14 protein-coding genes are annotated in these 13,642 nt (G+C 47.9%); 8 read left to right on the top strand and 6 right to left on the bottom strand.

Features of this window, described 5'->3' with window-relative positions:
• The first annotated feature begins 4 nt into the window (after positions 1-4).
• The 5 genes from G7Y46_RS05450 to G7Y46_RS05430 all read left to right on the top strand — a co-directional run bounded on the left by G7Y46_RS05450 (position 5) and on the right by G7Y46_RS05430 (position 5,931).
• The gene (locus G7Y46_RS05450) at positions 5-328 is read left to right on the top strand and encodes a carboxymuconolactone decarboxylase family protein (protein ID WP_165062088.1); all 324 of its coding nucleotides are present in this window, start codon (positions 5-7) and stop codon (positions 326-328) included.
• Positions 329-331: 3 nt separating this feature from the next.
• Positions 332-775 carry a cupin domain-containing protein gene (locus G7Y46_RS05445; protein WP_165253053.1) on the top strand — a complete coding sequence of 148 codons (444 nt, stop codon included), beginning with the start codon at positions 332-334 and terminating at the stop codon, positions 773-775.
• Between the two features lie 260 nt (positions 776-1,035).
• Positions 1,036-1,863, top strand: coding sequence for an alpha/beta hydrolase (locus tag G7Y46_RS05440; RefSeq protein WP_165253051.1), 828 nt, complete (start codon positions 1,036-1,038; stop codon positions 1,861-1,863).
• Between the two features lie 157 nt (positions 1,864-2,020).
• Positions 2,021-3,442, top strand: coding sequence for an alpha-isopropylmalate synthase regulatory domain-containing protein (locus G7Y46_RS05435; RefSeq protein ID WP_165253049.1), 1,422 nt, complete (start codon positions 2,021-2,023; stop codon positions 3,440-3,442).
• A complete protein-coding gene (locus G7Y46_RS05430) occupies positions 3,439-5,931 on the top strand; it encodes an AMP-binding protein (RefSeq protein ID WP_165253047.1) in 2,493 nt (830 codons plus the stop codon). Before G7Y46_RS05435 ends, G7Y46_RS05430 begins: the two co-directional genes overlap by 4 nt.
• 100 nt (positions 5,932-6,031) lie before the next feature.
• Here G7Y46_RS05430 and G7Y46_RS05425 read toward each other — a convergent pair whose 3' ends face one another.
• On the bottom strand, positions 6,032-6,532 hold the full coding sequence (locus G7Y46_RS05425) for a flavodoxin domain-containing protein (protein WP_165253045.1): 501 nt from the start codon (positions 6,530-6,532) through the stop codon (positions 6,032-6,034).
• Positions 6,510-7,007, bottom strand: coding sequence for a MarR family transcriptional regulator (locus G7Y46_RS05420; RefSeq protein ID WP_165253043.1), 498 nt, complete (start codon positions 7,005-7,007; stop codon positions 6,510-6,512). Before G7Y46_RS05420 ends, G7Y46_RS05425 begins: the two co-directional genes overlap by 23 nt.
• 274 nt (positions 7,008-7,281) lie before the next feature.
• On the opposite strand from G7Y46_RS05420, the gene G7Y46_RS05415 reads away from it, so the two are divergent.
• Positions 7,282-7,515, top strand: a complete 234-nt coding sequence (locus tag G7Y46_RS05415) for a hypothetical protein (protein ID WP_165253041.1) — start codon at positions 7,282-7,284, stop codon at positions 7,513-7,515.
• Positions 7,516-8,375: 860 nt separating this feature from the next.
• Positions 8,376-9,152, top strand: coding sequence for a DNA-deoxyinosine glycosylase (locus G7Y46_RS09145; protein ID WP_241157063.1), 777 nt, complete (start codon positions 8,376-8,378; stop codon positions 9,150-9,152).
• Between the two features lie 33 nt (positions 9,153-9,185).
• Here G7Y46_RS09145 and G7Y46_RS05405 read toward each other — a convergent pair whose 3' ends face one another.
• From G7Y46_RS05405 to G7Y46_RS05395, 3 genes are all read right to left on the bottom strand, one after another.
• Positions 9,186-9,632, bottom strand: a complete 447-nt coding sequence (locus G7Y46_RS05405) for a zinc ribbon domain-containing protein (protein ID WP_165253039.1) — start codon at positions 9,630-9,632, stop codon at positions 9,186-9,188.
• A gap of 81 nt (positions 9,633-9,713) precedes the next feature.
• Complete coding sequence (locus G7Y46_RS05400) at positions 9,714-10,913, bottom strand: ATP-binding protein (RefSeq protein WP_165253037.1); 1,200 nt, start codon at positions 10,911-10,913, stop codon at positions 9,714-9,716.
• A gap of 343 nt (positions 10,914-11,256) precedes the next feature.
• Positions 11,257-12,066, bottom strand: coding sequence for an ABC transporter permease (locus G7Y46_RS05395; protein WP_165062109.1), 810 nt, complete (start codon positions 12,064-12,066; stop codon positions 11,257-11,259).
• Positions 12,067-12,214: 148 nt separating this feature from the next.
• Here G7Y46_RS05395 and G7Y46_RS05390 point away from each other — a divergent pair, with 148 nt between their 5' ends.
• Positions 12,215-12,793, top strand: coding sequence for a TetR/AcrR family transcriptional regulator (locus G7Y46_RS05390; protein WP_165253035.1), 579 nt, complete (start codon positions 12,215-12,217; stop codon positions 12,791-12,793).
• Positions 12,794-12,850: 57 nt separating this feature from the next.
• On the opposite strand, the gene G7Y46_RS05385 is transcribed toward G7Y46_RS05390, so the two are convergent.
• Complete coding sequence (locus tag G7Y46_RS05385) at positions 12,851-13,393, bottom strand: flavodoxin family protein (protein ID WP_165253033.1); 543 nt, start codon at positions 13,391-13,393, stop codon at positions 12,851-12,853.
• Positions 13,394-13,642 lie beyond the last annotated feature (249 nt).

The raw sequence follows: 13,642 nt of genomic DNA, 5'->3' as shown, positions 1-13,642 counted from the left end.
AATAATGGAAAAGGTGACTGCAGGAAGGGATCAGTTAGGTTTCTTCGCTCCTGAGTTCGCCGCATTCAACGACGACGTGCTTTTCGGGCAGGTGTGGTCGAGGACAGAGGAACTCAGCGCGCGCGATCGCTCGATGATCACGATCACCGCGCTTATTGCCACAGGTTCATTTGACCAGCTGAAATTCCATATGGCAAAGGGAAAGGCGAATGGCATCACCAAGGATGAAATTGTGGAGATTATCACGCAGTTGGCATTCTATAGCGGATGGCCGAAGGCGTGGAGTGCATTTTCAGTCGCTAAAGAGATCTACGGAGAAGAGGAATAGAAGATGACGAAGATAAAAGACCGTGCGACATTCGAGCAGGTTGACATGTTCGGAATCGGCGCACCCAACGATGCTTATGCCCAGTACTTTACCGGCAACTCCTATCTGAAACCGCTCGTGGATCCCGAAAAGACAGACCTTTTCCTTGCAAATGTAACCTTTGAGCCGGGATGTCGCAACAATTGGCATATCCATCATGCGAAGAGCGGCGGAGGTCAGCAGCTCATCTGTCATGCTGGTGAAGGCTGGTATCAGGAAGAGGGCAAAGAGGCTGTGAGCCTGACCCATGGCACCGTCATCGTTATCCCGCCTAACGTTAAGCATTGGCACGGCGCCAAGAAGGACAGCTGGTTCTCGCATATTGCTATCGAGGTTCCCGGAGAGGATTCGAGCAACGAGTGGCTGGAGCCTGTGAGTGATAAGGAATACGAGGGCTTGAGCGAGTGATCGGCGTTTTTCTAGGGTAGCCTTCCCAAGAAGTGAAAAGCGGATTGTAGCGGATCGTTTGAATAGTGTCAGCGGCAATGGCTCTGGTGCTGGTGGTACTTTTCTAAGACAATTATATTCTCGTATTCTACGGTACTCTCATAGGTATTGTTCGGTTTACCCAATTCGAACAGGCAACTTGGGGTTTTAATTGACATCCCTACTTGTATTCTCAAAAAGTCAATGTTGTAACTTTGAATTTACCACCAAAGGAGACATCGATGAGTGATACACATCTTGAGAAGCGCTATTTTCAAACCCCTTCCGGAGCCATAGCTTATTGGATCTCGGATAACGTGTGCTCTGAGCAGCCATGGATCGTGTTTCTTCCCGGGCTTACTGCCGACCATCGTTTATTCGGTCGGCAGGTATCCAATTTCGCAAAATCGATGAATCTGCTTGTCTGGGACGCGCCATCCCATGGTCAGTCGCGTCCGTTCGCGCTCAATTGGTCGCTTGATGACAAAGCACTCTGGCTCAAAGAAATTTTGGATAATGAAAGAGTATCCAATCCGGTGCTTGTGGGTCAGTCTATGGGAGGTTACGTTTCTCAGGCGTTCATGGATTTGTTCCCGTGTGTGGCGAAGGGGTTCGTCTCTATCGATTCATGCCCTTTACAGCGCAGCTATTATCAAGGTTGGGAGCTTTGGTCCCTCAAGCATACTAAGGCTATGTTCATGGCGTTTCCGTGGAAGATGTTGGTGGATCTAGGTTCGAAAGGGAATGCAACCTCATCGTACGGGCAAGAACTCATGCGCGAGATGATGCAGGACTATGACAAGCGCGAGTACTGTGAGTTGTCAGCTCACGGCTTTAAGGTACTAGCCCAAGCGGTCGAAACGAATCGCGCCTACGAGCCTGACTGTCCTGTGCTTCTTATCTGCGGCGAGGAAGATGGTGCTGGATCGGCTAAGCGATACAACCGTGAATGGTCAAAGCGAAAAGGTATTCCCATCCATTGGATAGAAGGAGCAGGTCACAATTCGAATACGGATAAGCCGAATGCGGTAAATAGTTTGCTGGATGAATTCGTTAAATCGCTGTCCTAGAGATATGCGGGCTTATAAGGCTAGTCTCTAAGCATCTCGCACTAAGAACTGTACTTCTCACATATTGCAGATAAGTAGCGAACTACGTCGAAAAAGCAGACATTTTTTATTAACATATGTTTTTACGCAATTATCTAAGCTCGAAAGAAGAAAAACCATGAGACAAATACGCATAAGCGACGAGACAATGAAACGCTCAGGCGCTACAAAAGAGCTTGCACTTACCTTCAAGGAAAAACTTGAACTGGCGAAGCTTCTTGACGGGCTTGGAGTTGACATCATCGAGATTGAGGGAATTGAAAAGCCCAAGGCCGATGCGCTAAGAATTAAATCGATAGCATCGATTGTGAAAAACTGCACGCTTGCAGTCCCTGTTGCGATAGACGGAAGCGATGTGCAGTCTGTCTGGGATGCGCTAACAGAGGCACATAACGCTAGACTTCAGGTGCAGGTGGCGGCAAGTCCTGCTCGTATGGAATACGTGCATAAGATGAAGGCTCCGGCGCTGCTTGACGCTGTTGAAAACACGGTGCGCGAATGCGCGAAGCTTACGCAGAATGTTGAATTTATTGCTGAGGATGCCACACGCACAGACGGCGAGTTTTTATCTGAAGTTATCACCAAGGCAATAGACTCGGGTGCCAGTACAATTACCATCTGTGACGATGCAGGAACGATGCTGCCTACTGAGTTTTCCGACTTCATCGGTGAGCTTTTCGAGACTATTCCAAAACTCAAGGACGTTACTTTAGGAATATCGTGCTCCAATGAGCTTTACATGGTCAACTCAACTGCTTTTGCTGGAATAGTAAAGGGAGTTGGCGAAGTAAAGGCGACATCTTTTCCGCTAGATGTTATATCCTTGCCGAAAATCGCGAAAATTATCGCAGATAAGGGCGAGGCTTACAATGCGACATGCTCAGTAAAGATGACATCTCTTGGACGTACTATCGCGCATATTGAACGCATTTGCAGCAAGAGCGCTCCTAAGCCGTCTCTGTTTCCAGCAGCTGCGTCGGCAGATGATAATAGCGGCATCATACTTGATATGCACGACACAAAAGAATCAATTGCCGAATGTGTTGCAAAGCTTGGATACGACCTTTCAGATGAAGATATCGAGCTTGTCTATGAAGCTTTCCAGCGCATCGCATCCAAAAAGCAGAGCATTGATGGGCGCGAACTTGATGCCATTGTTGCATCCGCGGCGCTGCAGGTGCCTCCCACCTACAAGATTGAGCGGTACACAATCAATTCTGGAAACTGCATAAAAGCTACTGCATATGTGCAGATATCAATCAGAGGCGAGATGATCGAGAAGACGTGTATGGGTGACGGTCCTATCGATGCCGCTTTTGCCGCCATCGACGAGATCGTCGGCAAAAGCTATGAGTTGGATGACTGGCAAATGCAGTCTGTTACTGAGGGTCAGGAGGCCATGGGCGAGGCTGTTATCAAGCTGATGTCTGATGGCAAAATCTATTCAGGTCGCGGTATCTCGACCGACATCATTGGTTCTAGCATCCGCGCCTACATCAATGCGCTCAATAAGGTTGTTTATGAGGAGGAGAACGAATGAAACTTTCCTTCTCAACTCGCGGATGGGATGAATACAGCTGGGAAAGACTTGTCGATGCTGCCGAGGACATGGGTTTTTCGGGCATCGAGGTCTATGATTTGCTTAAGTATGAAAGGCTTATCGATAAGGGCGGTCCGTTCGACAAGTACAATGCGCGCGCAACGACGCGCGAGTTGCGCAATCGCGGCCTTCAGATACCTGTATTCGATTCTTCTATTGACATTTCTGAGCGCAAAGGCAACGAGGAAGAACCGCTCTGTGTAGCTGACACCCAAAAGTTGATCGATATTGCTGCTGAAATGAAGGTGCCTTATGTGTGCGTAAAGGCACAAAGCGACAACGAGGAAACAGTTCGCTATGTGCTTAATAAGTTGGTGCCTTATGCACGCGATAAAGATGTTTGTATCGTTATTGAGACAAGTGGCATATATGCTGACACACAGCGGCTTACATCGCTTCTTGATGTTTACGCAAGCGATAGTCTGGCAGCGCTTTGGGATATACATCATCCATATCGCGATTTTGGCGAGATGCCTTCTGAGACGATACGAAATCTTGGAGCATACGTGCGCCATGTCCATATGCGCGACTCTGACGACGATGGTACGTACAACCTTGTCGGCGAGGGGACAGCGCCTATCGATGAGGTTATGCGCGCGCTTTCGTCCATCAACTACGGTGGTTTCGTTTCGATGGAATGGAAACCTGCGTGGATGGACGAGCTTACCGAAATGGAGATTTTGCTTCCCTATTTCGTGAACTACATGCGACGCTATCGCTACACCAGACGTCAAAGGGGGTCTTATTATCCAAACCACGACGGTACAGGACAATACTTCTGGAAAAAAGACGAGCTTATCGACCTCACTTTCCCAGAAGTGCTCGACCATATCGTTGATGCTTTTCCCGATCAATATGCCTTCAAATACACGACGTTAGACTACACGCGCACGTATGAAGAGTTTCGTAAGGATGTTGATGACTTTGCGCGAGCGCTCGTTTCGCTTGGGGTTCGTTCTGGCAGCAAGGTTGCCATCTGGGCTACTAACGTTCCCGCATGGTATATAACGTTTTGGGCGACTACCAAGATTGGCGCTGTGCTTGTTACAGTAAACACGGCGTATAAAATACATGAAGCTGAATATCTGCTGCGACAGTCCGACACGCATACGCTTGTCATGATCGAAGGGGCGCTTGACTCAGACTATGCAGGAATTGTAAACGAGCTGTGCCCTGAAATCGCCAGTTCGAAGCCCGGCGATCCTCTTCATTGCGAACGTCTTCCGTTTTTACGTAATGTCATCACGGTTGGTTTCGAGATGCCCGGCTGCCTCACATTTGACGACGCATTCAAGCGAGCAGACTCCGTATCGCTAGATACGATTAACCGCATGGCTAAAGATGTGCGTCCCGATGACGTTTGCAACATGCAATACACCTCCGGCACAACGGGTTTCCCTAAAGGCGTTATGCTTACGCATCGCAACGTTGTCAATGATGGTAAATGCATCGGGGACAGAATGGATCTTTCGACAGCCGATCGCATGATGATTCAAGTGCCGATGTTCCACTGCTTTGGCATGGTGTTATCAATGACTGCGTCGATGACTCATGGCACGACGATGTGCCCGATTCCCTACTTTAACGCCAAAGTTTCACTTTCATGTATCACGCAAGAGCGTATCACGTGCTTCAATGGTGTACCAACTATGTTTATTGCCATGTTTAATCACCCCGACTACAAAAAGACCGACTTTTCGCACATGCGCACGGGAATCATGGCGGGGTCAGGATGCCCTCCCGAGCTGATGCGTCGCGCAGCAGATCCAAATGAGATGAACATGACGGGCATTGTTAGCGTTTACGGACAAACCGAGTCGGCACCCGGTTCCACTATGTCAGCTTGGACCGATTCGCTTGAGCTTCGAACTGAAACGGTAGGCTATGCTTTTCCTCACATCGAGTGCAAGGTAGTCGATCCCGAAACGGGTCTTGATGTGCCGGATGGCGTAAACGGTGAATTCTGCTCGCGCGGGTACAATACCATGAAGGGCTACTACAAAATGCCCGACGAGACGCTTGAGGCGATCGACTCCGACAGATGGCTGCACTCGGGCGACCTTGCCATGCGCAACTCAGACGGAACGTATGTAATCACCGGACGCCTTAAGGACATGATTATCCGTGGCGGCGAAAATCTTTATCCAAAAGAGATAGAAGAGTTTGTTCTGACCCATCCCAAAGTGCAAGACTGTCAGGTAGTCGGCGTGCCTGATGCCAAGTACGGTGAAGAGGCGATGGCTTGGATCATTATGAAGGCAGGTGAAGAGGCTGATGAGGCTGAAATGCGTTCATACATGGAAGAGCGCTTGGCGCATCACAAAGTACCTCGATATATCAAATATGTGGATGCCTTCCCGATGAACGCTGCAGGCAAGGTGCTCAAATACAAGATGCGCGAACAGGCAATTGAAGAGCTTGGGTTTTAGGACAGATTTCATTGCGGAATTTCCCATGAGGAGCTGCTTAGTGAAATCAAGTGTCCAACCCTGTTTATGAAGGCGACAATGGATGCGACAAGAGCGCACTTTATTTCCATGTTTCCGCATATTTTGCCAAAGGTTCAAGCTGTGTCTTGTCGAAATGGTCGAACGATGTTCCTAGCACTTCAACCATGAAATTCTCCTGACGGGTGCGGTTGCTCTTTTTGATTGTGGACTTTTTCACCGCTTTCAAGATCATTTTTTGGGGTAATCCTAGTTTGTCGAAGCGGAAGCCACCCTCCAGATAAAAAAGCGGAGTATCCGTCAGATTGTTTTGCTCTTGAACATTAGCGACAACCTCATCAAAGGGGGGAGTGCATCCAACAGCGAACACGGCATCAGGTGCTGCGATACTGCGCATTTTATCCAGCCCCGCAATCATGCTTCCCATGACCCAACCGCCGAAAATAATTCGATCGTATGCGTGAAGCTCGGCTTTGTCTAGCTTTTTCAGCGGTACGCAAGGGCAACTTAAACGTTCGGATAGCTCGCGTGCATACTGCTCGGTGAACCCGGTATTGGAGTTATAGATTACGATTGCTCTCATGTTCTTCTCCTTTTAACCTCTCAGTGTTTTCAATGAGCTGCATAAATATTTGAGTCGTGCTACTGATCGCATCATCGGGAATATTCGCGAAAATCTGCTGCATTGCCTGTTTGCTTGCCAGCTCGTACTGATTTCTGAAATGCATAGCTTTCTCGGTCAGGGCTATTCTTTGCTTGCGTTTGTCTGCCGTGTCCTGCTGAACTTGCAGATATCCGGCTGATTCCAGCTTGGACAAAACCTGCTTCGCGTTTTGATGCGAGCAGCCTAGTAGGTCGGCCATGTCCTTAATAGTTGGTGGTTCTGGGAATAGAGCGACGCAGTTCATGAAGAAGACTTGTTTCCAACTTAACTCCTCAAGCAAAGCGTCTGCTGCCGCCTGAAAGCTGTTGTTGAAGCGGTTGATTAGACCGATTAAAAAGTAGTTTTCTCCTATCTGTTTCGAATTGATTCTCGCAAAGACGTTGTCCATATTCATTCATCTCTCAAAATATAGAAGATATTACCTATATCGGCATTATACAAGATATTACCTTTATTGTTAAGATGCTTTTTGTAGACCATTCGCGCGAAGAATTCAAACAGGGGAGATGCTGCGACTTACGACGAGGTGACCCCTTTCAGAACATAGTCATAATCATCCGACATTTTCCGAGCGGTCTTCTCTATACTCTCAACATGTGTACGCTCTGTGCGAGGATTTACAATGGTTAAGCCTTCAGAATCACCAGTGTTAGAAGAAGGTGTGGTGCATGGAATGGATTGATGACCTCAACCGCGCCATGGGATACATTGAGGAAAACCTTCGAGGTGGGATTGATATCGGCGAAGTTGCGCTGCAACACCGCATACTTACCGAATGGCTGCCGAGTTCGGGATATGAGTGGGCATCGAAGTCGGATGTGGAACTATATTTTGGTCCGAATATGACGGCTGAGGATTACAAGAGCCAAGTTTGGTTGCCTATTGAGAAGCGACATGTGTAATTAGAGGAAAGCATACTACCATGAAGACCGCCTGTTGAAATAGGCGGTCTTCCGTGTTGGGCATATAGGCAGAAAAGTGCGCCTAATTCTCACTTGATATGCCTGTTCATAACTGACTTTTTCTAAGAAAAAGTCAGTTATGAACAGGTGTGAGCAGTGTTTACTAGAAAATGTGCAATCTGTGGCGGCAAGATGAAGAAAAATGGGTTTACAAGCTGGAAGGCAAAGGTGGAGATGTAGCTTGTGTGGAGGCTATAGCGTTAGGAGAAACGATACCCCCACAAGATGGCTTAAAGTGTTTGTTGGATGGCTTTTGGGTAAACTCTCTCAAAGTTGACACTAGATTACGATTCAACTCATCCGCATACTAGTTCAAAAAAGTTAGAAAAATGGTCAAAACTTCCAGCTTTCCATAGTCATAGCGCCACATAGATAACTTGAATTGTGGAGAACACTGGGCAAACAGGGTTCTTCAATTCCATTTTGATTCGTAATTGGTGTAATTTGGCATTATAGACTGTGGAAAGTCGGAAGTTTTGACCATTTTTCGCCTAAAAAGTGACGAAGATAACACACGGTCTGGTTTGGCCAGAGTTCCACAACAGCATTCCTTACCCCTTTGCGATGGACTGAGCCTTATACACTTTTCTGCCTATATGCTCCGTGTTTTATTTGTCATATTCTGCATATTCATTGCTTCTAGGCAAGCGCATACGGGAATTGTCTGCTTAGCTCTTCTCGCGATAAAAGGCTTCTTTATCTCTTAGAGGAAGTAAGTTGGCGGGAGTGCAGATGTTTTTCCGCGCCTCTGTACTTTTTCGCTCCGCGGGTTTCCATATGGGGATATTCGGCTATAAGCCATGGGCGTTCTTCTTTGCCGATGTTGCCTGTTTGGGTTGTTATTTGTTCTTGCGGGTAAGAAGCTCCACAAAGGATACGAACAAAAGCCTAACCGATTAGATTGCTATACTGTTCGCATGATTACTCCAGAAGAAAAGCGATGGAATCGCATGCAGCAATTGCTGCTAGCAGAATCTAGTGGAAACATGCAACCACGTATATCTTCAACACGCACGCTCTTTGGCATAAAGAGCCATGTGGAAGAGGTCATAGAAGGTGTGGTGCAGGAAGAGAACGCGCGCTGCATGCGAGTAAAACACACCATAGACCCTGTATTTGACCGCCACTCGCGCGTGCTAGTGCTTGGAACCATGCCTTCGCCAGCATCCAGAAAAGTTGGTTTTTACTACGGTCATCCGCAAAATAGATTCTGGAAGGTGATGGCTGCCATTTTCGGCGAAGCCGAACTCGAAAACACCGAAGAGCGTAAAGCGTTTGCATTGCGGCATGGGATAGCGCTTTGGGACGTGCTACGCGCATGCGACATAGAAGGCGCATCTGACGCAAGCATTCGCAACTGTGAATCAAACGATCTTTCGCGGATTATTGATGCTGCTCCCATAAGAGCCATATTTACAACAGGTGCCAAGGCAACGCAGCTTCTCGAAAAATACAACGCTGGAAAATGGCCCGATATTGAGCGTATAGCGCTACCTTCTACCAGTGCTGCCAACGCTCAAATGAGTCTCGCTCAGCTTCAAGAAGAGTACAGAAAGATGCTTCCATATTGCTGCTAGCCTTCAATTCAGTAAACCGAACTTCTCCGCCTACTACTGCCAATGCTTCAGATTAGGAACCAAAACTCCCATGAATGAGACAGCCTCATCTTGCGACATTCCAGTAGCCTCCATCAGGAAGGGGGCGGTTTTTTCGATCAACTCTTCTTCGCTGCTGTACATAAATTTGCCGCCATCGTAGCACCACTTGCAATATTCTATGTTCTCTTCGCCATCAGCATCGGTGCCATGGGGCATATTAGGAACAGTAAAAGGCGTTCCGCAGCACTGACATAGCTCCGAAACGTCGATATCGAGAAGCTGAATCACGGGAACGTCTAAAACGTTGGCAATCAATTTACGCATATCCACAGACGGCTCGGTTTCACCGTTTTCCCAGCGTGACACCGCTTGTCTAGTAACGTAGAGCTTATCGGAGAGCTCTTGCTGAGTCATTCCGCGCTGTTCCCTTGCTTTTGAAAGCGTTTCTTTAAAAGACATATTCATCTCCCTTCATACTTGCACCATTGTGCGCGGTCAAACACTCTCTTTCAAGCAACATTTTGTTGCGCTGTGATTAGCCTACTGCTCTAGCAGCCAGTCGATCAGGTTCACTTGCTTGATGCCATCATGGTCGCCATTGCCGATGTGGTCCAACGTCAGCACCAACTTTGCATGATTGTCCATAATGGCGCGCAATGGCGCATATTCCCGCTCGCGCACTTCATCGCTTATTAAACTCTGCGCAACTTGGATATATGTGGGCACGCCGTCTTTTACTGCTACGAAATCGATCTCTGCCTGACCCATCTTTCCCACACTCACGTACGTGAATCGCCGCAGTAATTCGACGTACACCACGTTCTCTATGCGATGACCCACATCCCCCTGACGCTTGCCTAGTAGCCAAAATCGGAATCCCAGATCGTTCAGGTAATATTTCTCTAGTGTTTCGAGATATTCGCGTCCTTTGATATTGAATCGGGGCGCTTTGTTCAGCAGGTAGTTCTCCATCAGTGCGCCCACGTATTCATTCACTGAGCCGACTGAAACCGCGGCACCCGATCTTTTGAGCCCCGACGAGATGCGGTTTAACGACGTGATATTACCCACATTGTCCGCCAGAAACGATGCCGTGCGCTGGAATGCTTGCATGTTCATGCGTGGATGTCGGCGCGCCACATCGCCCATTACGATGGTGTTGAATACGCCGCCCAGATAATCCGCGATGCTTTGATCATCAGTCAAATTCACCGTATATGGCATGCCTCCATAGGTTATATACCGGTCGAACAGCACTTCTTCATTCATCTCTGTGAAAGCCATTCGGTATTCTGCGAACGAGAACGGATACATCTGGAACTCCACATAACGTCCCGTTATTAGCGTAGCCAGCTCGCCTGATAGCATGTCGGCATTCGATCCAGTTATATATATGTCCACATCGTCGCGCAGCGCTAGACCGTCAACTGTGCGCTCGAAATCGCGTACGTGCTGCACCTCATCTAGGAAGATGTAGTTCATGCCCGAGCTCAACCGTTCGACCACATAGTCGTATAGTGCTTGCGATTCAGTTGGATATATCTCATCAAGGCTTTCGAAATTGATAGAGAGGATGTTCTGTGCTGGTACACCGCTTTTATGAAGCTGGTCGCGGAAAAGCGCAAGTGCGCTCGATTTGCCGCAGCGCCGCAAGCCGGTTATCACCTTAATGGGCTCTTTATCGCGCCATCGCTCAAGCCACTCCATCGCATGCGGTCGGGGTATCAGGATGTTCTTCATATCCGCTGCCTTTTGCTTTCATCGTAAGTGCAAGGTTTGTGCATGAATCTGATTATATTTCGTATTTATCCAATATATTGGTTAGTTTTTAAGTATTTGTAAATTCTGGTCAATTAGTTGGATACTTTACCTCAATTCTTGAAGGCATGGGAACGCGCCCCTGTATATTGAACATCAACGAAGAAAGCCCGCTCTTCCGGACCTTACGACCGACAGCCGCCTTTTCGAGAAGCAGCTCTCATACTTTACGGGGAAGATGAACTGCCTTGTGCGGGATCCGCCTTCGCATGGAGAATCGTCCCTTGCCGTTGAGACCCTTAGAGAGTCGGTGGTTTTGACGCTCTTACTTTAGAAGCGGCTTCTTTCCAGTTGCTTCGACAATGGTAGGTTTTGCGGGAAGCTTTTCGTAAATAATGAAGCCGCGAATTGCCATAAACAAGCACACCACGCCGGTTATGTAGTACCACGGGTTTACATGCAAACCGAAGAAATCGGGCGCGATAGCCATCCACATATTGCACCATGGGTTGAACGACACTAAAACTACACATATGAATACGATATTAAGTATGCGACAGTTGCCCATGCGATATCCGCGCTGTTCCAGCACAAGACCCGGCACGGTGGTAACTAGCACCTGTGTGAATATCCAGAACTTCCACATGGTAGGGTCATGTAATTCCACACGCAGCAGATTTAGAGACACATAAAACACCAAGATCATAAGGACAATGTTCATTAAACGCTTCTTGAACGACCAATCTGCCTTCCAGTTCAGTGTGCGCTCGTAGGTCATGGCGCGTTGTAGACAATAGGTTTCCATGCCCACCCATATGGCCTCACCTAAGGCAAGAAGTCCGAACATATAGAAAAAGTCGTATTTCAAGAAAGCATCCAAAAACACCCAGATGCCCATGAAGTCAGCGGCGAAGTAGAAGCAGTGTAGCCAGAGGGGATAAGGTTGAATATGTTCGGTTTCCGTGAGAATAATTGGAATAATATACACCAGCAGACCGAATACTACGGCAAGTATGACCGCCACTAAGGTGAAGCCAAAATCGGGCGCGCCCGGTGTAAGATGTTGAATGAAATTCTCCGGAAGGCAGTCACCTGAAGGATAGCCTGCCACCAACATTGCAAGGATGAAGCCCATGGTTTTCCTTTCGATGGTGAAAATTGGCATTTATTGTTTTAATTTACAAGTGATTATTAGACTGAACAATAATCAGTATTGGCGGTTGTGATGATTAGTGACAGCAGGAGCCATGTTTGTGGGCGGCTCTCGCTAGGGTAGGGGCAACATGTATAGACAGTCTAGCGATTTACGCTTCGTTAGAAGTCGTAATTCGCTTCAGCGCGCATTTATTGATATTACGCTTGAAAAGCGCAGTACAAACATCGCCGTTAAAGAGCTAACGGATCGCGCGGGTGTGAATCGTATGACGTTTTACTCGCACTATGACGAAGTTTCGGATATTTTGCGGGAGTTTATCGATGATGTCGCGGCGCGCATCATGAGCGCTATGCAAGTTGATGGCGGTGTCAACGAAGGCGGCAGTGAAGTGAGAACGTTGCTTATTGCAGCAACTTCTGCCATGCAGGACGAGATGGAATTCTACCGGTTGGTGGCTTCAGATGGCAAGTTTGAACTCTATCGGACACAGTTCCGTAAAACGTTCGCTATTTTATTTCGCAACCAGCTAGTGCGAAGTGAGAGGCATGAAGGCGCGGAATTAGAACTGACTGCGGGTATGATTGCATCAGCCGTAACCTATGCTTATCTTGATTGGCTTTCCGGCAAATACGGTGACTTATCTATCAATGATCTGGTTTTCTTATGCGAGAAATTTGTCTCCGCTCAGATACAGGCAGTCGAATGAGTCGATCGGGTGACAAGAAACGGGGATAACAACACTCACTGTTAGCTGCTGTCTGTGTTACGAAATGCTTGCACCTAAATTGTAAGCTTGCTGCAGACCAGCATTGCCAGCGATGGCACCCTTTTCGTACACACCGTTCACAATTACCTCACCGATGCTTTCTTGCTTGCAGTAGTTTGCGCACACCTTATAGCTGTTTACTAGTGGCTCGCAGGTGGAAGCATCCTTGTCTTCAAAGCATAAAAGAAGTCCGATTTGCGGGATGCCGAACGGCTTGGCAATACCGCAGAACATGCGGTCTTGAAAAGCGCGTAGTTGCGAGGGGAAGTTGTAGTAGTACATGGGCGTGGCGAATACGAGCACGTCGGTTTCGCGTAGCAGTGGATAGAACTGCTGCATTTCGTCTTGCTGTACGCAGGCACCATCGTGGCTGAAGCAATATTCGCACGCCATGCAGCCACCGATTTTTGCATGTCCAACATCGACGCGCGTCACGTTGTTGCCGGCCGCTTCGGCACCCTTGATGAATTCATCTGCGAGCATGCTTGAGTTTCCACCTTTGCGCGGACTGGCATGTACTACCAAGATGTTCTTTGCCATAGAAAACACTCCTTGATTTGGCTACTCTGTTTATGTCGCTATTCCCGTCTTTTGGTGCTTTAGATGGCATTATAGAGTTGGATCCTGCTGGAAACAATGCGTTGCGACGAACATAGCAATCAGCCAGTGGAATATTACTTCAAGATGCCCGAAGGGCGGAGAACTCTATTGTTATTGTGTCCGGATTGGGCGGTGTTAATGATCGCATTTTCGACACGATATGGTGTAAGCAATCTGTTGCTTTACGTG

The organism is Adlercreutzia sp. ZJ304 (genome assembly GCF_011039075.1).
Taxonomy (GTDB): Bacteria; Actinomycetota; Coriobacteriia; order Coriobacteriales; family Eggerthellaceae; genus Adlercreutzia_A.
This window is presented reverse-complemented; position numbering and strand designations above follow the sequence as displayed.

Bases quoted from the DNA above. Each gene is read 5' to 3' on its own strand.
- G7Y46_RS05385 (WP_165253033.1), bottom strand. From the start codon at position 13,393: ATGGCAAAGAACATCTTGGTAGTACATGCCAGTCCGCGCAAAGGTGGA.
- G7Y46_RS05445 (WP_165253053.1), top strand. From the start codon at position 332: ATGACGAAGATAAAAGACCGTGCGACATTCGAGCAGGTTGACATGTTC.
- G7Y46_RS05450 (WP_165062088.1), top strand. From the start codon at position 5: ATGGAAAAGGTGACTGCAGGAAGGGATCAGTTAGGTTTCTTCGCTCCT.
- G7Y46_RS05405 (WP_165253039.1), bottom strand. From the start codon at position 9,632: ATGTCTTTTAAAGAAACGCTTTCAAAAGCAAGGGAACAGCGCGGAATG.
- G7Y46_RS05395 (WP_165062109.1), bottom strand. From the start codon at position 12,066: ATGGGCTTCATCCTTGCAATGTTGGTGGCAGGCTATCCTTCAGGTGAC.
- G7Y46_RS05415 (WP_165253041.1), top strand. From the start codon at position 7,282: ATGGAATGGATTGATGACCTCAACCGCGCCATGGGATACATTGAGGAA.
- G7Y46_RS05430 (WP_165253047.1), top strand. From the start codon at position 3,439: ATGAAACTTTCCTTCTCAACTCGCGGATGGGATGAATACAGCTGGGAA.
- G7Y46_RS09145 (WP_241157063.1), top strand. From the start codon at position 8,376: ATGGGCGTTCTTCTTTGCCGATGTTGCCTGTTTGGGTTGTTATTTGTT.
- G7Y46_RS05420 (WP_165253043.1), bottom strand. From the start codon at position 7,007: ATGAATATGGACAACGTCTTTGCGAGAATCAATTCGAAACAGATAGGA.
- G7Y46_RS05425 (WP_165253045.1), bottom strand. From the start codon at position 6,532: ATGAGAGCAATCGTAATCTATAACTCCAATACCGGGTTCACCGAGCAG.
- G7Y46_RS05435 (WP_165253049.1), top strand. From the start codon at position 2,021: ATGAGACAAATACGCATAAGCGACGAGACAATGAAACGCTCAGGCGCT.
- G7Y46_RS05390 (WP_165253035.1), top strand. From the start codon at position 12,215: ATGTATAGACAGTCTAGCGATTTACGCTTCGTTAGAAGTCGTAATTCG.
- G7Y46_RS05440 (WP_165253051.1), top strand. From the start codon at position 1,036: ATGAGTGATACACATCTTGAGAAGCGCTATTTTCAAACCCCTTCCGGA.
- G7Y46_RS05400 (WP_165253037.1), bottom strand. From the start codon at position 10,913: ATGAAGAACATCCTGATACCCCGACCGCATGCGATGGAGTGGCTTGAG.